General features: G+C 71.7%; 11 protein-coding genes. 3 read left to right on the forward strand and 8 right to left on the reverse strand.

Annotation, left to right across the window (positions count from 1 at the left end):
* Positions 1 to 110: 110 nt before the first annotated feature.
* Positions 111 to 1211 (forward strand): sensor histidine kinase, encoded by a 1101-nt coding sequence (locus tag LV75_RS13135; RefSeq protein ID WP_486303610.1) that lies wholly within the window; start codon positions 111 to 113, stop codon positions 1209 to 1211.
* Entirely contained in the window at positions 1208 to 1864 is a 657-nt protein-coding gene (locus tag LV75_RS13140) for a response regulator (protein ID WP_253887154.1), read from the forward strand. Before LV75_RS13135 ends, LV75_RS13140 begins: the two co-directional genes overlap by 4 nt.
* Positions 1865 to 3234: 1370 nt before the next feature.
* Here LV75_RS13140 and LV75_RS13145 read toward each other — a convergent pair.
* Positions 3235 to 4065 carry an SDR family oxidoreductase gene (locus LV75_RS13145; RefSeq protein WP_253887155.1) on the reverse strand — a complete coding sequence of 277 codons (831 nt, stop codon included), beginning with the start codon at positions 4063 to 4065 and terminating at the stop codon, positions 3235 to 3237.
* 119 nt (positions 4066 to 4184) lie between these two features.
* Between LV75_RS13145 and LV75_RS13150 the strand changes: the two genes are divergently transcribed.
* Positions 4185 to 5102 carry an AraC family transcriptional regulator gene (locus LV75_RS13150; RefSeq protein WP_253887156.1) on the forward strand — a complete coding sequence of 306 codons (918 nt, stop codon included), beginning with the start codon at positions 4185 to 4187 and terminating at the stop codon, positions 5100 to 5102.
* Between the two features lie 66 nt (positions 5103 to 5168).
* On the opposite strand, the gene LV75_RS13155 is transcribed toward LV75_RS13150, so the two are convergent.
* From LV75_RS13155 to LV75_RS13185, 7 genes are all read right to left on the reverse strand, one after another.
* Positions 5169 to 6710 (reverse strand): MFS transporter, encoded by a 1542-nt coding sequence (locus LV75_RS13155; RefSeq protein ID WP_253887157.1) that lies wholly within the window; start codon positions 6708 to 6710, stop codon positions 5169 to 5171.
* Entirely contained in the window at positions 6707 to 7540 is an 834-nt protein-coding gene (locus LV75_RS13160; protein WP_253887158.1) for a thioesterase II family protein, read from the reverse strand. Before LV75_RS13160 ends, LV75_RS13155 begins: the two co-directional genes overlap by 4 nt.
* Positions 7541 to 7697: 157 nt before the next feature.
* A complete protein-coding gene (locus tag LV75_RS13165; RefSeq protein ID WP_253887159.1) occupies positions 7698 to 8810 on the reverse strand; it encodes a class II histone deacetylase in 1113 nt (370 codons plus the stop codon).
* On the reverse strand, positions 8803 to 9102 hold the full coding sequence (locus tag LV75_RS13170; protein ID WP_253887160.1) for a hypothetical protein: 300 nt from the start codon (positions 9100 to 9102) through the stop codon (positions 8803 to 8805). The genes LV75_RS13165 and LV75_RS13170 overlap by 8 nt, the downstream gene beginning before the upstream one ends.
* Before the next feature lie 31 nt (positions 9103 to 9133).
* Positions 9134 to 12715 carry a bifunctional SDR family oxidoreductase/pyridoxal phosphate-dependent aminotransferase family protein gene (locus LV75_RS13175; RefSeq protein ID WP_253887161.1) on the reverse strand — a complete coding sequence of 1194 codons (3582 nt, stop codon included), beginning with the start codon at positions 12713 to 12715 and terminating at the stop codon, positions 9134 to 9136.
* Positions 12712 to 13836: a DNA alkylation repair protein gene (locus LV75_RS13180; RefSeq protein ID WP_253887162.1), complete on the reverse strand. Its 1125-nt coding sequence runs from the start codon at positions 13834 to 13836 to the stop codon at positions 12712 to 12714. Before LV75_RS13180 ends, LV75_RS13175 begins: the two co-directional genes overlap by 4 nt.
* The gene (locus LV75_RS13185; RefSeq protein WP_253887163.1) at positions 13829 to 19747 is read right to left on the reverse strand and encodes a type I polyketide synthase; all 5919 of its coding nucleotides are present in this window, start codon (positions 19745 to 19747) and stop codon (positions 13829 to 13831) included. The genes LV75_RS13180 and LV75_RS13185 overlap by 8 nt, the downstream gene beginning before the upstream one ends.
* Between the last annotated feature and the right edge of the window lie 733 nt (positions 19748 to 20480).

The following is a 20480-nucleotide window of genomic DNA, read 5'->3' on the forward strand; positions in this document are numbered from 1 at the left end:
TCGGACCACGCCTCGATCTTCGCCGTGCACCCACGGTCGTACTCGGGGCCCGGCGTCATACCCAGGTATGACGAGCAGACGGCTTTGCGATGGCCGTGTAGCTTCGTTCCGTGCCCACTTCTAGCCGCCGAACCGTCGCAGGTGATGTGGTGGCCAGCGCGCTTCTGGTGGTTCTGGTGGTTGGCCTGGCGGGGAACTACCTCCGGGACGACCACTCATGGCGCCTGTCCGCCTCTGCTGCTGCGGGGTTAGTGCTCGGTGCCGCACTTGTCTTGCGTAGGCGCTTCCCCGTGGCCGTGTTCGGTGTGATCGCCGTCGTGTCGCTGACCGCTGCGGCGTTGGGCGTGCTCTGGGACCCCTTCCTAGCCCTGTCGTTGGCGCTCTACGCCGTCGTTGTGGCTTTGCCCCAACGCAAAGCGGCGATCGCGGCAGCGACCGGCGGGGGAGTCGTCGTCGCGGCAGTGCTGCTGTCGTGGAGTTCGCCGTGGACGTATGTGGCGGGCTTGCCGCTGTTGGGGATCGCTTGGGTGTCCGGTCGCGCGGTGCAGTCGCGCCAAGAGCAGACCGCGCGGTTCGAGCGGCAGCGGGAGGAGCGGATCCTCGCCGATGAGCGGCTGCGGATCGCCCGCGAGGTCCACGACGTGTTGACCCACGGCATGGGGTTGATCGCGGTCCGGTCCGGGGTGGCGCTGCACATCGCGCGCGAGTGGCCGGAGGAGGCCAGGGAGACGGTGCGGGTGATCGAGGAGACCAGCAGGCACGCGCTCGCCGAGATGCGCAGGCTGCTGCACATGCTCCGCGAGGACGCCGACCTCGCGCCAGCGCCGGGATTGGCCGGACTGGCCGAGTTGGCCGAGCGCGCGGCGATGGCCGAGGTCGAGGTCGCGCTGTCGGTCGCGGCGGAGGACGTGCCGGAATCGGTGGGGCTCAACGCGTACCGGATCGTGCAGGAGGCGCTGACCAACGTGGTCAAGCACGCCGCCCCCGCGCGGTGCCGGGTCAGTGTCACCGCCGAGGACTCCGAGGTTCGCATCGAGGTGGCCGACGACGGTTCCCGGCCCGTACCGGCGGAGCGTCGGCGCGGGCACGGCTTGGTGGGCATGGAAGAACGGGTGGCGCTCTACGGCGGCGAGTTCAGCGCCGGACCACGCCCGGAAGGTGGATTCCTGGTGCGGGCGAGCCTGCCGTACCGGACGGAGGGGGACACGTGATCCGCGTGCTGGTCGCCGACGACCAAGCGTTGCTGCGGGGCAGCTTCCGCATGCTCATCGACAACGAACCGGGGATGACGGTGGTCGGCGAGGCAGCCACCGGTGCGGCGGCGGTCCGGCTGGCCGTCGAGCTCCAGCCGGACGTGGTGCTGATGGACATCCGCATGCCCGAGATGGACGGCATCGAGGCCACCACCCGCATCCGCGCCACCTCCGACGTCCGCGTCCTCATCCTCACCATGTTCGACCTGGACGCCCACGTCTTCGCCGCCCTCCGTGCCGGTGCGGCGGGCTTTCTGCTCAAAGACACCCAACCCGCCGACCTCTGCACCGCTATCCGGGTGGTGGCTGGCGGAGACGGACTCTTGGCTCCCAGCGTCACTCGTAGGCTCATCACGGAGTTCGCGCGCAGGCCTGAGGATCCCGCTCGTCTGGCTCGGGAACTGGATGTGTTGACGGATCGGGAGCGGGAGGTGCTGATCCTCATCGCCCGCGGCTTGTCCAATACGGAGCTGGCGTTGCGGTTGCACTTGTCGCAGGCCACGGTGAAGACGCACATCGGGAGGCTGTTGGCGAAGCTGGGGGCGCGGGACCGGGCCCAGTTGGTCATCATCGCCTATGAGTCGGGGTTGCTTGCTGCGGGCGGCGCCTGATTCTGTTTGTCATGGTTGGCAGGTGGTGGGCACCGGGTTCGACTGCGTGGCTGTCGCCTTCGGCTCTGGGTCGGCCTCGTCGCCTGGCGGCGAGCTCGGCGACCCGGGATCGGACGGCCTCGTCGCCTGGCGGCAACATCGGGCCCGATCCGCGACAATGCGAACAAGCTCGATGCGGTGGACCTGTTTTGTGCGGGGCCCCTACGACACCCGACGCAGAACCGCAAAGCAGGGGCCGAAAAGACTGGCCCTGCCGCGCGGAAACGCTACGGGTGCCGTCCCCCCACACAAAACAGGTCCACCCCATCGAGCACCTGGCACCAGCGACTCCGACTGTCCACGCGCTGGGAAAGTGGGCTGGGGCGGACCTGACGGCGGTCGAGTTGGCACCGACGGGTCCGAGTGTCCAGGGGCTGGGTTGGCAGGGCAGCCGAGAGTGGGCTGGGATGGCACCGGATCTTCCGAGGGGCCGGGGGCTGATCAGGTGGGTTGGGGCTAGCCTGACGGCAGGCGGGTTGGCGCCGCCGGGTCCGAGTGTTCACGGGCTGGCCAGGTGGGCTGGGGCCGGTCCTGACGGGAGTTGGGATGGCACCCTCGGGGGCCGAGTGTCCAGGCGCTGAGCAGGTGGGCTGGGGCGGACCTGACGGCAGGCCAGTTGGCACCGCAGGGTCCGAGTGTCCAGGTGCTGGGTTGAGTGGGCTGGCGGGTGGTTGTCCACAACGTGCTCTGCTGTCCACAAGCCCCAATCACTGCCCCGGATCTGTCGGGCCTCCTCGTTAGGCTGTATATCGGGGGCTCTTGTGGCGGATGATCTTGCGCAAGTGACAGAAGCAGGCTGACAGCGGCGACTCCGAGGAGTGCGGGGTTGAGTAACTGGGCGGGGCTGGCCCTGGTGGGGGTGGGCTGTGGGGTGCTTGTCCACAACGTGTTCTGTTGTCCACAGGCCCCAATCGCTGGCCCGGTTTTGTCGGGGTGTCTCGGTAGGCTGTGTATTGGGGGCTCTTGTGGCGGATGATCTTGCGTACCTGGCGGAAGCCGGGCTGACAGCGGTGGCTCCGAGGAGTGCGGCTTGATTAGGTGGGCTGGGCCGGCTCTGGCGGGGGTGGGTTGGCCGCTGGGTCCGTGGGTCCATGGGTCGGGTTGGGTGGGCTGTGGGGGTGGTTGTCCACAACGTGCTCTGTTGTCCACAAGCCCCAATCGCTGCCCCGGATCTGTCGGGCCTCCTCGTTAGGCTGTGTATTGGGGGCTCTTGTGGCAGATGATCTTGCGCACCTGAGGGAACCGGGCTGACAGCGGCGACTCCGAGGAGCGCGGGGGCGGGGCGCCGCCTGCGTCGTGTTGCTGGGCTTGCGACAGGGGCCGACTTGAAGCTAAGGCCAGGGTGTCGACTTGGCGAACTCGGTGAAGTCGCGGGGTGCGCGTCCCAGTGCCCGGGGTACGCCGTCGGAGATGTGGGTGTCTAGGTGCTTGCGGATCGGGGCGATGACGTCGGCGAAGGCCTCGGCGTCGGCAGGGGGCCAGCCGGCGGCGACTAGTTCGGTGATGAATTCCGGTGCGGGCAAAGGGACGTAGCGCACGGTCCGTCCGGAGGCGCGGGAGATCTCGGTTGCCGCCTCGGCGAAGGTCAGGGCGCGTGGGCCGGACAGTTCGTAGGTCTCGCCCACGTGCTTATCGGTGGTGAGCGCCGCGACCACGACGGCGGCGATGTCCTCGGCGTCGACGAAGCTCACGGCGCCGTCGCCTGCGGGGAGGCGGAGTTCGCCGGAGCGCACGGCGTCGGCGAAGAAGCCCTCGGTGAAGTTCTGCGCGAACCAGGTCGGGCGCACGATCGTCCACTCCAGACCGCTCGTGCGTACCGCGTCCTCGCCGTCGACGTGGATCCGGCCCGCGAGGCTGTCCAAGTCGCCGTAGTCCGGTGTGTCCACGCCGCGTCCGGACAGCAGCACGACTCGTCGGACGCCCGCTTCCACGCAGTGGCGCACGAATGGCCGTGTCAGCGGGTCTTTGTCGTAAGGCACGACGAGGACGCTCGCCGCACCGCGCGTGGCGGCGTCCCAAGTGTCGCGTGCGGCCCAGTCGAACGGCGGGTCGCCCTTGCGCGACCCCACGCGAACGGCGATGCCCTTGTCCCGCAGTCGGGACACCACCCGGCGACCTGTCTTGCCCGTGCCGCCGGTCATGAGGATGGGGTGATCAGTCATGGGCTGAGTCAATCCGCTTCGCCAGCCGTGGGCCATGTTCCGGGCACCGCGGGGGATGTCCCAGCGTCTCGGATCGTGAGCGGGTCGACGTTCTGCGCCGCGCCGCTAGTGTCGGGGGTGTGGACACGTTGACGGACCTGCTCGACGGGGTGCGCGCTCGGGCCGCCCTCGTCGTGCGCGCCGCGCTGGAGCCCGGCTGGTCGGTGCGCTTCGCGGGCGGCGCGTACCTGACCATGGTGAGCCCGCTGCGGGGGCGCGCGTGGGTCGGGTCGGCCGAGGAGACCGCCGTGGTCGACCCCGGTGACGTGGCGGTGCTGCGCGGCCCCGCGCCGTTCACGGTGGGGGAGCACCCGGCGGTCGGGCCGCCGCGCGTGATCACCCGCGACGACTACTGCGACCGGGCCCGCGACGCCGCCGCGCCACCGCGGACCTGCGGCGACCCCAACGGCGCCACCGTGCTGCTCAGCGGGGCCTACGAGGCGCGCTCCGGCGTCGGCGACGGACTGCTCGCCACGCTGCCCACCCTGCTCGTCGTGCGCGGCGCCGATCCCGCCGTGCTCGCGCAGGTGGCCGCCGAGGTCGCCCCGGACCGGCCCGGCCAGCAGGCCCTGCTCGACCGGCTGCTGGACCTGGCCCTGATCTCCACCCTGCGCACCTGGTTCGCCACCGAGGGCACCGCCACCACGGCCGACCCGCTGGTGGCCACGGCGGTGCGGCTGCTGGGCGCGGACATCGCGCACCCGTGGACGGTCGCGGCGCTGGCGACGGCGGCCGGGACCTCCCGCGCCGTGCTGGCCCGCCGGTTCACCGCCGAGGTCGGGCAGACCCCGATGGCGCACCTGGCCGACCTGCGCCTGGCCCGCGCCGCCGACCTGCTCCGGGACACCAGCGCGACGGTCGCGGCGATCGCCAGGCAGGTGGGCTACGCCAACGCCTTCGCGCTCAGTGCGGCGTTCAAACGCAGGCGGGGGTTCAGCCCAAGCGCTCTGCGTGGGGCAGGCGGTGTGCCGGTGGCCAATGGCGTCGAAGCCACTTAGCCGCCTGGTGTGGAGACCGGTGGTGGAAGTACAGCCTCCACACCAGGCGGAACGCGGTCAGGCCGACTAGGACACCGGCACGGCGTCGGACTCCGCCGACTCCTCCGCCCCGGTTCGGATCCCCCACAGCACCAACCCGGCCAGCGCGAACGACAGGATCGCACTCGTCAACGCGATCCCCGCGAGCCCGGAGGTGAAAGCCTCCCGGGCGGAGCTCAACAAGGTGTCGGCCGTGTCCGCGGGCAGCGAGTTCGTCGCCGCCACGCCGTTGGCCAGGCTGTCCTGGATGGCCGTCGCCGTCGGGGCGGGGGTGCCGGGGGCGACGGTGACCTGGGCCCGGTAGATGGCCGTGCCGAGGCTGCCGAGGATCGCCACACCGAGGGCCATGCCGAGCTCGGTGCTGGTCTCGGAGACCGCGGACGCCGAGCCCGCCATCTGCGGGGGCGCCGAACCGACGATCAGGTCGGTGCCCAGGGCGACGACCGGGCCGCCACCCGCGTAGAGGACGGCGAAGGCGGTGACCAGGAGCGTCACGTCCTCACCGGGGGTGACCAGCAGGAGCAGCAGGTGACCGACGCCGGAGATGGCCAGGCCCGCGGCGACCACCGGGGCGGGGCCGAAGCGGGCCGCCAGACCGGGGGAGGACATCGAGGTGATGATCAGGGCGAAGGCGGCGGGGAGCAGCCACAGGCCCGCGGTCAGCGGCGAGCGGCCCGCGACCAGCTGCAGGAACTGGGTGATGAACAGGTACGTGCCGCCCGCGACGAACATGGTGAGCAGCAGCGCGGAGGCCGCCACGGCGAACGCGCGGCGGGTGAACAGGCGCAGGTCGAGCAGCGGGTGCTCGGACGCGCGCTGCCTGCGGACGAACACGTACCCGAACGCGGCGCCCACCACGATGCCCGCAGCGGCGAGGGCGGGGGACCCCTCGGTGGCGAGCTCCTTGAGGCCGAAGATGATCGGCAGGATCGCGACCAGCGACAACACCACGCTCACCGGGTCGAGCTTGCCGCCGTCGGGGTCGCGGTACTCCGGCAGCAGCACCGGGCCGAGGATGAGGAGCAGGACCATGACCGGCACCGCGATGAGGAACACCGCGCCCCACCAGAACCACTGCAGGATCAGGCCGCCGATGACCGGGCCGAGCGCGGTGCCGACCGAGAACATCGTCACCCACACCGCGATCGCCAACCCGCGCTGGCGGTCGTCGGTGAACATGTTCACGATCAGCGACAGCGTCGAGGGCATCAGCGTCGCGCCCGCGACACCGAGCAGCGCCCGCGCGGCGATCAGCAGCACCGGGTCGGACGCGTAGGCCGCCAGCACCGAGGCCACCGCGAAGGCGGCGCCACCGATCAGCAGGACCTTGCGCCTACCGACCCGGTCGCCCAGGGTGCCCATCGTGACCAGGAAACCGGCGATCATGAAGCCGTAGATGTCGACGATCCACAACGTCTCCTGCGCACTGGCACCCAGCCCCGAGCTGATCTCCGGGACGGCGAGGTGGAGCACGCTGACGTCCATCGCGACCAGCAGCGTCGGCAGCGCGAGCACCGCCAGGCCCAGCCACTGCCGGGTCCCCGCTCGCACGGGTGCTGAGGAGTTCACGGTAAATCCCTTCCTGCGGAGGTTGCCGAGACCGCGAGCCGGTCCCGGTGTGGTGCGACCGGAGTGTGCCGCATCGGTCCGACATTTCGGACAAACTTAGGGGTACTGCTTCCCAACGCCTCGACCACCTCGCGCACGACGACGGCCGCGGCGTCCGGCTGGTAAAGGAAGAAGTGCCCACCGGTGAACAGCCGGCAAGCGAACGCCCCCGACGTCTCGAGCGACCACAGGTGGAGCCGTGCCGAGTTCACGATCGGATCATCGGCGGCGCCGACCGCCAGTACGTCCACACCGGTCCCCGACATCGGCCTGCGGTAGGTCTCCAACGCGGCCAGATCGGCGCGGATCGCGCGCAGAGTGGCCTGCACGAAGTCCTCACGAGCCCGGAGACCTGCGGGGATACCGCCGATGAGGTCCAGGTGCGCCATCAGGTCCGCGTCGCTGCCTTGGTGCAGGAAGGGCGGTTCACTCGGTAGACAAGGGGCTTGCCTGCCGGACACCACCAACAGACGAGCCCGTTGCCCGGCCGCCTCCAGCAGCTTGGTGGTCTCGTACCCGAGCACGCTCCCAAAACTGTGCCCCACCACCGCGAACGGCAGGGGCTCCAACTCGGACACAGCCCGCGCCAACTCGGCGGCCAACGGCTCCACCCGGTCCACCCCGGCCTCACCGGCCCGGACCGCCCGCCCCGGCAACTGCGCGACAACCAACTCCACCCACGGCGGCAACAACTCCCGCCACCCCCGAAACGCCGTCGGCCACCCACCCGCGTGCGCCAACGCGATCACCCGCGCCTCAGGGCGCTGGACCTCGACCCCCCGCAACTCCACCAACCACGTCATAGCGCCGCCAACCGGGAGTGCCGCACGGACAACAGGTCCCACCCGCGAACCCGCTGCCAAGCCGTGTCCCCGCTGGCAGGCACCACTGTGTCCGGTCCGGCTCCCGGACGCCGAACTTCGGGTCCGCGGGATCTGATCAGCGTGGTCATCGCGCCGCCAGGAGGGGGTGGTGGGCGCGGAGGTGGTCGAGCACCCGGGTCTGGTGCGGCTGAGCACGCTGACCGGGCAGGTGTTCCAAGGAGTGCAGGAACGGGTCCTCCGGTGCGGGCAGACCCGCGATGGCCGCGGCGGTCGCCAGGACCAAGGTCGGCTGGTACCAGGCTGAGTACCCGCCCTCGTGGGCGAACACGATCCGGCCCCCGGTGAGATCGTCCGCCAAGGCGCACATGAGGGCGGTCATCGCGTGGAGGGTGCGGCTGGTGCACATCATCCGGCCCATCGGGTCGTGGGCACTGGCGTCGACACCGGCCGCCACCAGGATCAAGTCCGGTTGGAACGCGCGCGCGGCGGGCTCAACCACCCGCTCCAGCGCCGCGAGGTAGGCCTCGTGCCCGGACCCCGGTGGCAGCGGGACGTTCAGCGTCGTGCCCAGACCGGCGCCGTTGCCGGTCTCCCGCACCGAACCGGACGCGGGTGGGAACAGGCCGTCTTGGTGGATCGACACGTACAGCACGTCCGGGGAGTCGTAGAACGCCCGCTGGATCCCGTTGCCGTGGTGGACGTCCCAGTCGAGGACCAGTACCCGCGATGCCCCGGCGCGGCGGGCGGCTTGGGCCGCGATGGCCACGTTGTTGTACAGGCACAGCGCCATCGCCCGGTCTGGCTCCGCGTGGTGCCCCGGCGGCCGCACGACGCAGTAGGCGCGCGAGAACCGGCCCGCCAGCACCGCTTCCGCCGCCTGGGCGCACGCGCCCGCCGCCAGCCGTGCCGCTCGGGCGCTGTGGTGGTTGACGTGCGCGTACACCCCGGCGTCGCCCGCGCCGAGGGCCGAGGTGGCCTCCACCCGGTCGATGTGCGCGCGGGTGTGCACCAGCAGCAGGTCCGCGTCGGTCGCCGGGGTCGGGGTGACCGTGGTGAACAGGTCGAGCACCCCGCTGGCCCGCACCAATCCTTCGGCGCGGCGCAGGTCGGGGTCCACCGCGAACTGGCGCAGCGGCTCGACCCCCGGCCCGACCGGCACGTAGCCGGACCCGGCGCCGGGGTCGTGCCAGTGGCACAGTTCGTGGCTGTACCAGCCGGGTTGGGCCGGCTCAGGCACCGGTGCGCACCAGGCTGAGCCCGGACAGCTCGGCGATCCGGCCGAGGTAGTGCTCGCGCTCCTCGGCGGGGGTCAGCTTGGTCCGGAACACCGACTCCAACTGGGCCAGCACCTTCTCGGCCTCCGGTCGGGTCACCGGCCGCTCACCCAGGTCCTTCTCGAACGCGCGGATCGCGGCCGCGGGCGCCAGCACGCCGTCGGCGTAGCCGGACTGGTCGGCGTTGTGGTTGCGGGTGCAGGCGATCGCTTTGAGGACCGCGCTGAAGAACGCCCTGGTGTCGATCTCGCTCATGTCCGTCTCCTCCTGGTTCGGGGTGGCTGGCTCAGATGAGGCCGACGGCGCGGCCCGCGTCGGCCAGCACGGCCACCGCTTGGTCCAACTCGGCGTCGGTGTGGCTCAGGGTGACGATCGTGCGCAGCCGGGGCAGGGTCTTGGGCACGGTCGGGTAGGTGATCGGCTGGGTGAACACCCCGCCGCGCTGCGACAGGCGGGCCATCTCGTGCGCCTGCGCGGTGTCGCGGCAGCGGATCGGCACGACCGGTGTGGTGCTGCCCATCGTGTCGAAGCCGAGCGCGCGCAACGCGGACCGGTAGCGGTCGGTGCGCGCCCGCAGCGTCGAGACCAGCTCGGGCGCGGTCTCGATGACCTCGAACGCGGCCTTCGCGGCGGCGACCTGCGGCGGTGTGCCCGCGGCGGAGAACATCCAGCCGCGCGCGTTGTTCTTCAGCGCGAACACCAGGTCCGCCGAACCCGCCACGTACCCGCCGGTGCTCGGGATGGTCTTCGACAGGGTGCCCATCCGGATCGGCACGCTGGCCCGGTCCAGCCCGAAGTGCTCCACCACGCCGCGCCCGGTCGCGCCGAGCACGCCGATCGAGTGCGCCTCGTCGACCATCAGCGCGGCGTCGTAGCGGCGGCACAGTTCGCTGATCGCCGGGATGTCGGCCACATCGCCGTCCATGCTGAACACCGCGTCGGTGATGACGAGCTTGCCCGCGCTGCCGGCCTTGCGCAGCGCCCGTTCCAGGTCCGCCAGGTCGTTGTGCGCGTACGAGGTGACCGTCGCGCCGGAGAGCCGGTACCCGTCGAGGATGCTGGCGTGGTTGTGCACGTCGCCGATCACGTGGTCGCCCGGTCCGACCAGGGCGGCGACCGTGGCCACATTGGACATGTAGCCGCTGGTGTAGATGACCGCGTCCTCGGTGCCGAGGAACCGCGCGATGGTCAGCTCGAGTTCGCGGTGCAGGTGCAGGGTTCCGGCCAGCAGCCGCACGCCGTGCGCCCCGGTGCCGTGCTCGCGCACCGCGCGCTCGGCGGCCTGATCGACGTAGTCGTGCCGGATCAGGCCGAGGTAGCTGTACGAGGCGAAGTTCAGCAGCCAGCGGCCCTCGATGAGGATGCGGGAGCCTTCGGTCGCCTCGATCACCGGCTCGTAGAAGTAGTCGCCCCTGGCCACGATGGCCCGGTCGTCGACCGATAGCGCGTCGATGCGCCGGTCGAGGAAGGAACCGCCGGGAGCGTCGGACAACCGGGTCGGCAGCGTCCGGCGCGGTGTCCCGGAGGGCCGGGCCGCCGGGCGGGGTGCCAGTGACTCGACGGCGCGACCGCGGGGGGCGGGCACGGTCGGCGCGACCGGCTGGGGCGCGGGGACGGACACGGGCGGCAGGACCGGCTGGGGCGCGGGGGTGTCGCGGAAGCGGTCCCAGTCGGGCACGAACACCGGGGCCGGTTCCGGGACGGGCAGTGCCGTGGTGACGTGCACCGGCGCGGCCGGGGGAGCGGTGACGGGGCTCAAGGTCGGTGCGGCCGTGACGACCGGGGGCAGGGCGGGGCTTCCGGCCGGGGCGAGCGTGCCCAGGTGGGCCAGCAGGGCGCCGACGTTGGTGTGGTCGAACAGCGCCGCCGGGTCGAGTTCGATGCCCTCGCCCGCGAGCGCGGCGGCGACCTCCACCGCCATCATCGAGTCCAGCCCCAGCTCCAGCAGGTCGTCCTCCTGGGTGATGCTGTCGACGTGCAGCGTGCGGCACATGATCGCCGACAGCGCGGGCCACAGGCCGTTGGTGCTCGACGGTGCGATGGGTGTGGTCGTCATCGTCTCTTCCCCTGGTTGCGCGGCGGCTGGTTCTTTGGCGGTGAGGGTGTAATTGCCCGGCGGGAGCGCCAAGGCGTTGTGCAGCAACGCGATTCCGTCGTCGGTGGTCAGTGCGGGGATTCCGCGCCTGGCCGCGCCCTCGGCGACGTCCGAGCCCATCCCGGCGGCCCACAGCCCCCAGTTGAGGCTGTACCAGGGTTCGCCGTGGGCCCGCCGAGAAGCGGCGTACCCGTCGAGGTAGGCGTTCGCCGCGGCGTAGGAACTCTGCCCCAGGTTGCCGTGCACGGCCGAGATCGAGGAGAACAGCGCGACGAACCCCGGGGCCGTTCCGAGCGCGTGCACGCCACCGACTTTGGGCGCCAACACTTCCGCGATCCGCTCCGGCGTCAGCGTCCGCGCCAGTCCGTCGCGCAGGACCCCGGCGGCGTGGATGATCCCGTCGAACTCCCCGAGCTCGGGTAACTCGCGGACATCCGCGCCGACCGTGCGCACGTCGCACCGGGTGGCCAACCGGGTCAGCCGCTCGTCGGTGCGCACGGTCCGCCCCACGAGGGTCAGGTGAGCGGCGCCCGCGGCGGCCAACGCCTCCGCGACGGCCAGCCCGAGCCCGCCCATGCCTCCCGTGATCAGGAACCGACCACCCGCGTACGACCGGCGCGATCCCCGGGCCCGCACCGGATCGTGCGAAGGCGCGAACCACTTCCCGTCTCGCAGGGCCAGTTCCGGTTCCTCGAACGCCACAGAGCCGTTGAAAGGACCGTCCACCAAGCGAATCCGGGTACGCGGGTGTTCCAACCGCAGCGTCCGCGCCAATCCCCAGACCGCCGCGTGCACCGGGTCGACGTCCTCGCCCCCGCGCACGTCCTGACCTCGCTGGGTGTGGAACACCAGGTCCGGCACCGGTCTCTGCGTGAGCAGGTCCCGCACCCGCGCGAACAGGTCCAACACCGCGCTCTCGCCGTCGCCGACCGGCGACACCACCACCGGCGAGAACTCGGCGGGCGTCGGTGTCACCTCCGACCACCGGGTGGCGGTGATCAGCCCGGCTTGCCGAGCGGGTGTGCCCTTGAGGGTGATCCGGTCGAGTTCGACCAGCACCTCACCCTGCAGGCTGCACACCGTCGCCCGGCCGCGGACCAGTCCCGGCCGTGGCTCACCCGTGCGTTCCACCAAGACCAGGACCGTGCCGCGCACGTGCCGCCGCACGGAGATCCGGCCGACGACCCACGGCAGGCACCCACCGGAGGCGCCCCCGTCGAGCAGCCCAAGGCACTGGAACGCGCTGTCCAGCACGGCGGGCGGCACCACACCGGTCGGCGCGTCGCCGGAGCTGACCAGCGCCAACACCTTCGACGGGCCCCGGTGCAGCGACCGGATCGCCTGGTAGGTCGGCCCGTACTCGATCCCGCTGGACTCGCGCCACGCCGTGAGCTCACCCAGCGGGACCCCGTCCGGGCAACTCGCGCGCAGCTCGGCGGTGTCCACGTAGGTCGGTGGCGGGAGCGGTCGACCGGACACCACCGCCTGGCAGTGCCGGGTCGACCCGGACCGCAACGCGATCGCGCCGCCGTCCTCGGTGACGTGCAGGTCGACCGGGTCCAGCACGCGAACCGGTGCCAGGAACGACACCTGGTCCAGGTGCCAGGTCCGGTCCGGTTGCCGCACGTCCAGCGCCGCTAGCAGCAGGTCCACCTGGGCGGCCGCGGGCAACACGGGCGACCCGCCTACCCGGTGGTCGGCGACAGCAACGTCTCTAGGCGTAAGCGTGGTGGGGGAAGGCAGAGTGGTGGCCTCAGGGCGGGTAGTAGTCACAGCCTCAGCTCGAATCTGTCGCTGGCGAGGACGGTCCCGTTGACCTGGATGTCGACGAGGTGGTCGCCGGGGTAGTAGCGGCGGGTCTGGATCTCGCGGACTTTGTGCACCTTCTCCAGCGTGCGGCGCTCACCGGCGCCCAGGTCGACGGTGGCGAGCTTGAACACCTTGGGGATGGCCTTGCCGCCCTGGCGGACGTGGTGCACGACGTAGTCGACGGTGACCGAGTGCGGGTTGCTGTCGCCGTTGACCAGGTCGACGCGGATGGTCACCGACTCGCCGAGCCAGATCGCGGTCGGCGCGATCCGCACGGCCGGGACCTCGATGTGCTCGCCGCCGGTGGCTCCGAGCAGCCGCAGTGCGTCCTGGTCGCCCTTCTTCACCAGGGTGCGCAGGCCGTGCTTGACGATCCACGCGGTCTCCGGGGTGGGGCTCTCGGCGAGCCAGCGGGTCGCGGTGGCCAGCGCCAGTTCCCGGTCGTCCTTGGTGATGTCGTTGAGGTTGTTGGCGACCGACTTGCGCACGTACTCCGAGCTGTCGGAGCGCAGCGGCTCCAGGATCTCCAGCACGGGGCGGGGGTCCTTGACGAACCTGGTCAGCGTCTTCGCCCAGGGCAGCCGCGACCGGCAGCCCTCGCTGGCCGCCCGGCGCACGTTGTGGCTCGGTGAGGCCGTCCACTCGGCGAGGGTGGCCATGGCGAGGTCGTAGTGCTTCTCGATGTACGGGCGGACCGCGTACTCGGCGGTGTGCCTGCGGGTGATCTCCTCCAGCGCGCGCAGCGACACCTCGGGGTGGTCGTGGCCGTACTCCTCGACGAAGCGGGCCACCGGCATGAGGAACCAGGACTCGTTGAACATGCCCTCGCCCTCGGCCAGTTCCGCGCCGAGGATCGCCAGCAGCACCTCGACCGCCGCCGGGTAGTCGGCGGGCAGCCGGTCGCGCAGGCCCTCGGTGAGCACCAGCACCCGGTCCTTGAGTTCCTTGCCCGGGATGCGGGCGGCGACCTCCTCGGCGTACCCGGCCACGTCGAAGCCCGGGTGCACCGCGCGCACCTTCGCCCCGATCAGCTCCGCCGCGTCCTCGTTGAAGTGCCGCTTCAACCCGTATTCCTGCTCAGCCATGGCCGTTCCTCCCCATCGCGGGCACACCGTCGATCAATCGGGGCGGATCGTATTGGGCGGACGTCCCGGACGAATCGGGCGCGTGCGGATCTTGCGCCGACGGGCCGGTGGGCACCCAGTGCGGGGCCCGGTCGAAGGCGTAGGCCGGGATCGCTCTCGCCCGGCCGGGCGTGGTCGCGGTCCAGTCGACGGGGTCGCCGCCGAGGTAGCGGTCGACGACGGCGGCGTGCAGCCGGGCCACCGGGTCGTGGCCGCGGCGGAGCACGTGCTCGTAGCGGTTGTCGACGCCTGCCAGGTTCGCCCTGGCGAGGGCGACCAGCACCGGCGCGGGCCCGATCTCCCAGTAGGTCCTCGCCCCGGCGGCGTGCAGCCTGCCGACGGCGTCGCTCCACCGCACCGGCGAGGTCAGCGCCCGCGCCCAGGTGCCCGGATCGGTGACGGTGGCCGAGGTGTGCCAGTCGCCGCTGAGGGTCGACACGACCGGGATGGTCGGCTCGGTGAGGTCGGTGCCCGCGACGGCCTCGGCGAACGCGGTCACCGCCCCGGTCATCGCCGCGGAGTGGAAGGCGTGGCTGACCGTCAGCGCGGTCGTGCGGTGCGCGCACGCCTCGCGGAACGCCGCCAGGGCCGCGTGTGGACCGGCGACCGTGGTGTTGTCGGGGGAGTTGTAGGCGGCGACCTCGACTTCGGGGTGGCCGGCCAGCGCGCTGTGCACCGTGCGCGGGTCGGCGTGCACGACGGCCATGCCGCCTGAGCTGGGCATACCCTGCATGAGCCTGCCGCGGTGGGCGGTCAGCCGCATCAGGTCGGGCAGGGTGATCGCGCCCGCGGCGTGCAGGGCGGTCAGTTCGCCGACGCTGTGCCCGGCGACCAGGTCCGGGCGGATGCCCCAGGCCGCCAGCAGCCGCAGCAGCGCGACCTGGGTCGCCACGATCGCGACCTGCGCGTTCGCGGTGTCGGTCAGCTGCTCGCTCGCCGCCCCGTGCAACAGGTCCAGCAGCGGGGTCGTGGTGTGCGGGCGCAGCAGCTCGGCGCACTCGTCGATGGCCTCGCGGAAGACCGGTTCGGCGTCGAGGAGCTCACGGCCCATGCCCGCGTACTGCGAGCCCTGCCCGGTGAACAGGAAGGCGGCGGGAGGGCTCGTGGTGGTGAGCCGGGCGACCGGGGTGCGACCCGACGCCACCTCGGTCAACGCTGCCGCCAGTTCCCCCGCGTCCGCTCCGCGTACGGCCACCCGGAACCGGTGCTCGGCCCGGCCGGTGTTGGCGGTGTGCGCGAAGTCGACCAGCGGCGTGTCCGGCGCCAGGTGCGCGGCGTAGCGGGCGGCGAGCTCGCGCACCGACCGCTCCGAGGCCCCGCTGACCCGCACGACGTGGCTGGTGCGCGCCGGGGCCGGGGTGATCGGCGTCGCGGGCGCCTCCTCCAGGATGACGTGCGCGTTGACCCCGCCCATCCCGAATGCCGACACCGCGCCCCGCCTCGGCTCGTCCCCGCGGGGCCAGGCGTGCGCCCGGTCGGCGAGGTAGAACGGGGTCGACTCGAACCGGATGTGGTCGTTGGGCCTGCTCACGTGCAGCGTTGGCGGCACCTGGCCGTGCCGCATGGCCAGCAGCACCTTCAGCACGCCCGCCAGCCCGGCCGCGGGTTCGAGGTGGCCGACGTTGGACTTGAGCGAGCCGAGCGCGCAGAACTGCGTGCGGTCGGTGTGCGCCCGCCACGCCGCGCTCGCCCCCTCGACCTCGATGGGGTCCCCGAGGCTGGTGCCGGTGCCGTGCGCCTCCAGCAGCCCGATGCCCTCGGGGGTCACCCCAGCGTCGGCCAGGGCGGCGGTGATCACCTCCCGCTGGGCGCGCGGGCTGGGCGCGGAGTAGCGGGTGGTGCGGCCGCCGTGGTTGACCGCGATGCCCTTCACCAGCGCCAGCACGTCGTCTCCCGCCGCCACGGCGTCAGTGTGCCTGCGCAGCACCACCGCCACGGCTCCCTCACCGGGGGTGAAACCGTCGGCGGAGGCGTCGAAGGCCCGGCACCGCGACCGCGGCGACAGCGCCGCCAGCTCCCGCATCGACTCGAAGTACTCGGGGCTGATCGCGGCGTGCACCCCGGCGACGACGGCGGTGTCGATGTCGCCCGAGCGCAGGTGCTGCACCGCGGTGTGCAGGGCGACCAGGGTCGAGGAGCACAGCGTGTTCACCAGGACGCTGGGGCCGTGCCAGTCCATCAGGTACGACAGCCGGTTCGGGATCATCGCCTCCAGGCCGAGCCCGCGGCCCGCCGCGATCCCGTGCCTGGCCCGCTCCTCGTGGTAGTGGTCGTGGCTGTAACCGATCCACAGCCCGGTCCGGCTCGACCTGGCCCGCTGGCCCATGCGCCCGCCGTGCTCCAGCGCCTCCCAGATCGTCTCGTAGACCACCCTGGCCTGCGGGTCGATCAGCGGGGCCTCGCGCGCGGAGATCCGGAACGGGGCCGGGTCGAACAGGTCGACCTGGTCCAGGAAGGACGCCTGCCCGTCCGGTCGGGAGCCGCGCCGCTCGCCGGGAACCGGGCCGACGGTGTCGCGGCCGGTGCGCAACAGGTCCCAGAACTCGTCGAGCCCGTGCGCGGTGGGCACCCGGATGGCCGCGCCGACGATGGCGATGTCGCGGGCCTGGGGCTCGGGTGCCTCGACGGTGATCGCGCGAGCGGGTGGCGTCGGTAGCGGCTCAGGCTCGAGAGTGGGTTGGGGGACCTGTGTGTTCTGGGGGACGGTGAACGACTCGGATTCCAGGAACTCCGCGAAGCCACGCGGGGTCGGGTACTCGAAGAACACCGTGGGGTACAACGACAGGCCGTGGTCGCGCGACAGCCGGTCGCTCAGTTCGACCAGGCCGACCGAGTCGAACCCGGCGGCGAGGAACTCGGTGTCGGCGTGCGCGCCATCAATGCCCGACTCGGCGAGGAACCAGGACAGGGTGTCCCTGGGTCGCTCCACTGTGGACTTCAGTGGTTGCGGTTCAACAGATTTGGGCTGGGCCGGTTCCGCGGCGGGTAGGGCGCCATCGCTGCTGAAGGCGCGCAGCGGCACGCGCTTGGACGAGATGTCACCGAACTCCAGCAACACCCGGCCGTCCGCGTCGGTGACCAGCTGGGTCACCCGGCAGGCCTCGTGGTTCCAGAACGCCACCTCGGTGCGCACGTACGCGGCCTGCTCCAGCGGCCCGTGCCAGCGGGTGCGACCCACCGACAGCGGGATGAACGCCGAGGCGTCGTCGGCGCCGAACACCGGGTTGTCCGGGTCGATCGCGGCGATGGTCACGCTGTCGAGCAGCCCGGGGAACAGGGCGACGTCGTCGGGGTTGAGCGCGCGCTGCCTGCCGCCCTCGATCCGCGCGAGCGTGCCGCCGCCCGGGATGCCCGCGACCCAGGAGATGTTGCGGTAGTAGCGGCCGTGCGTGTAGCCGATGCGCCGCAGCCACCGGTACACCCGCGATCCGGCGTGCAGCGGGCCGCACTGGTCGAGCAGGTCGCGCACCGGCACCGTGACTGGCTCGGGTGTGGAGCCCGCCAACGCGCCGGTCACGTACGCCGCGCCGCTCTCGTCGGTGACGGTGAAGGCGGATCCCTTGACCTGGCACACCACCAGGCTTGGTGCCTCGGGGATCAGCGGCCGGTGGAACAGCAAGTCGTCGACACCGTGGAACACCTCGCCCGCCGCTTCCACGCCTTGGCGCAAGAAGTCGAACCAGCCAACCCCGGGCAGCATGGCCGTCCGATAGACCGAGTGCTGCGCGATGGGTGTCTCTGCGGGACCGAAGAGGCGGGAGAACGTATAGCCGTCGGGTGTGGGCTCGACCTTGAGTGCGCTGCCGGGTTCGGCCGAGCGCAGCGGTTCGGGGAGGTTCAGGGAGCGGCCGGTGGCTTGTACGGCGGGGAGCGTCCGCTTGTGCCACGGTGCGTCGGCCTGGAAAGCGGTCCAGTCGACGGTGTGTCCCGCGTTGTGGGCGTGCGCCACCGCGGCAGCGAACACGGCGGCGACATCGTCGTCACGCAGTCGTGCGCCGAGGTCGAAGCCGTCCGGTGTGGTGGTCGGGTGGCCGTTGGAGTTGGTGAGCGCCTCGGCGAGTGCCTGTTCGAGGTCGGCTCGCCCGTAGCAGGCGGCGGCGACGGAGGTCCACTTGCTCGGCACGTCGAGTGCTTGCTCGGGGATCCCGTTGGCGCGCAAGGCGACTAGTTGGGCGACCATGGCGCTGACCGGCACCAAGGGTCCGGCGAAGCGCTCAAGGGGGAGTCCGACGGCGGCTTCGAACCGATCCAGGACTGCGGCCACCTCGGGGACCGCCCGGTCCAGCTCGATCAACCAGCTCGGCGGTGTTGCGGCGTCTGGTTCCCGCACCACGATCGGTCCGCTGGACGTCGGATTCTCGAGCAACCACGATCGAAGGGCCGCGGCCAGTTGGGTGGAGTCCACACCGGACACAGCGATGGTCTCGGCTCGGCGCGGGCGGGCCAGCCGGGCGGTCGCGCAGATGTCGGCGAGGTCGTTGGCGTTCGCGGTGAGGAAACCGGTCCACTGCGCGGCCAGCTCCCGTAGCGCCTCGGGAGTGTGAGCGGAGATCGGGAGGACCTCGGCTTGGCGGGTGCCTGGGGTGGGGGTGTGGTCGATGCCGTCCAGTACCAAGTGGACGTTGGTGCCGCCGAAGCCGAAGCCGCTGATCCCGGCTCGCCGCACCGGCACCTCCGGCCAGGGGCCGTGTTCGGTCGGGAGGTGGAACGGGCTGGTGGCCAGGCGCAGCCGGGGGTTGGGCCGCTCGACGGCGGTCGCGGGCAGCCTGCGCTCGGTGAGGCAGGTGATCAGCTTCGCCAGTCCGGCCATGCCCGCCGCGGAGTGCAGGTGCCCGATGCGCCGCTTCACCGAGCCCAGCGCCACTGACCCGGTCGTGACCCCGTGCGCGCCGAACACCTCGGTGAGCGCCCGGACCTCGATCGGGTCACCGATGGCGGTCCCGGTCCCGTGCGCCTCGATGTACTGGACCGACGCCGGGTCCACAGTGGAGTACACCGACCGCAGCAGCTCGATCTGCGCGTCCAGGTTCGGGGTGGTCACCCCCATCGTGGCGCCGTCGTTGTTCGCGCCCCACCCGCTGATCGCGGCCAGCACCCGATCCCCGTCCCGCTCCGCGGCGGCCAACGGCTTGAGCACCAGCGCAGCGGCGCCCTCACCGGGCACATACCCGTCGGCCCGCTCATCGAAGGTCCGGCATAACCCGTCCGCCGAGAGCGCGCCGGTGCGGGAGAGCAGCACGTAGGTGAGCGGGTCGATGAGCAGGTCAACCGCCCCGACCACCGCAACCTCGGCTGATCCGGCGAGCAACCCCTGACACGCCAACCACACCGCCGTCAGCGACGACGAACACGCCGTGTCCACCACCAGACTCGGCCCCGACAGATCAAGCCGATCCGACAGCCACGCCGCCGCGAAGTTCTGCGACCGCCCCCACAACGCGGCGGCCACCGGGTCCTCGGCCTCCCCGGCACCAACGCCACGACCGTGGTCGAACCCGTAAGAGTTCATCCGCGCGCCGATGTAGACCCCAGCCGCCAACCTCCGCCGAACCCCCAAGTACCCGGAGTCCTCCAGCGCCGCGGCCCCGACCTCCAACATCACCCGCTGCTGCGGATCAAGCAACCGCGCGTCGCTTTCGGACAGGCCGAACGCCGCGTGGTCGAAAGCAAAAGGGTCGGGCAGGAACGCACCGCGCTCGTGCGTCCCGCGGTGTGGCCCATCGCCCAAGTAGCGCTCCTTGGCCCACCGGGCGGGCGGCACCGACCCGACCTCGATGGTGTCGGTGCGCAGCAGGCTGGACAGATCAGTGCTGTCCTCCGCACCGGGCAGCCGCACGGCCATCCCGATCACCGCGATCCGCTGGTCGGTCATCGCAGGTCTCCTAACGTGCTGGCCGGAGCGGTGCTGTTGGTGACGCTCAGCGGTGCCGCAGGCGCGGCCCCTGGCGTTGTCCTCGGGCCGGTCGCGGCTGCCCCGTCAGACCGCTGCTCGCGCTGGAGCCGCGCGGTGGCAGCCTCGGCGCGGCCGGTATGCCGCTGGCTGGAAGGCCAGGTGCTGCATCTCGCCTCAAGCGGCCCTGGGGCTGTGTTGATGACCGTGGTGCGCTGGTCGGTCATCGGAGGTCTCCTAATTGGCTGGCCGGAGCGGTGCTGCTGGCGGCGTTGAGCGCTGCTGCGGGCGTAGGGAGCAGCTCGGCGTGGCATCGATCCCGGTGCTCAGGTCGACCGTGCGGGAGAGCGGTGGCCGCCCGGGCAAGGGGTGCTGTCTCCTGTTGGGTTGCCGTGCCGGTGTGCCGCTGGCCGGATGGCCGGGTGCTGCGTTTTGCTTCAGGCTGCCGTGTGGCTGTGTTGATGACCGTGGTGCGCTGGTCGGTCATCAACATGTCTCCTAGCAGGAGGGCTAGGGCGGTGCTGTTGTGGGCGTTGAGCGGCGCTGCGGGCGCAGCGCCTGGTGTTGCTGTTGTGCTTGGGCTGGTCTCGGCTTTCGCGGCTCGCCAGCCAGACCGGTGGTCGCGCTGGGGTCGCGTGGTGGCGGCTTCGGCGCGGCGCCGAACGCGGTGCTCAACTGGACCGCGTAGGGGAGCGGCGGTCACCCGGGCAAGGGG

It is taken from the genome of Actinokineospora diospyrosa (assembly GCF_024171925.1).
In the GTDB taxonomy this organism is placed as follows: Bacteria; Actinomycetota; Actinomycetes; order Mycobacteriales; family Pseudonocardiaceae; genus Actinokineospora; species Actinokineospora diospyrosa.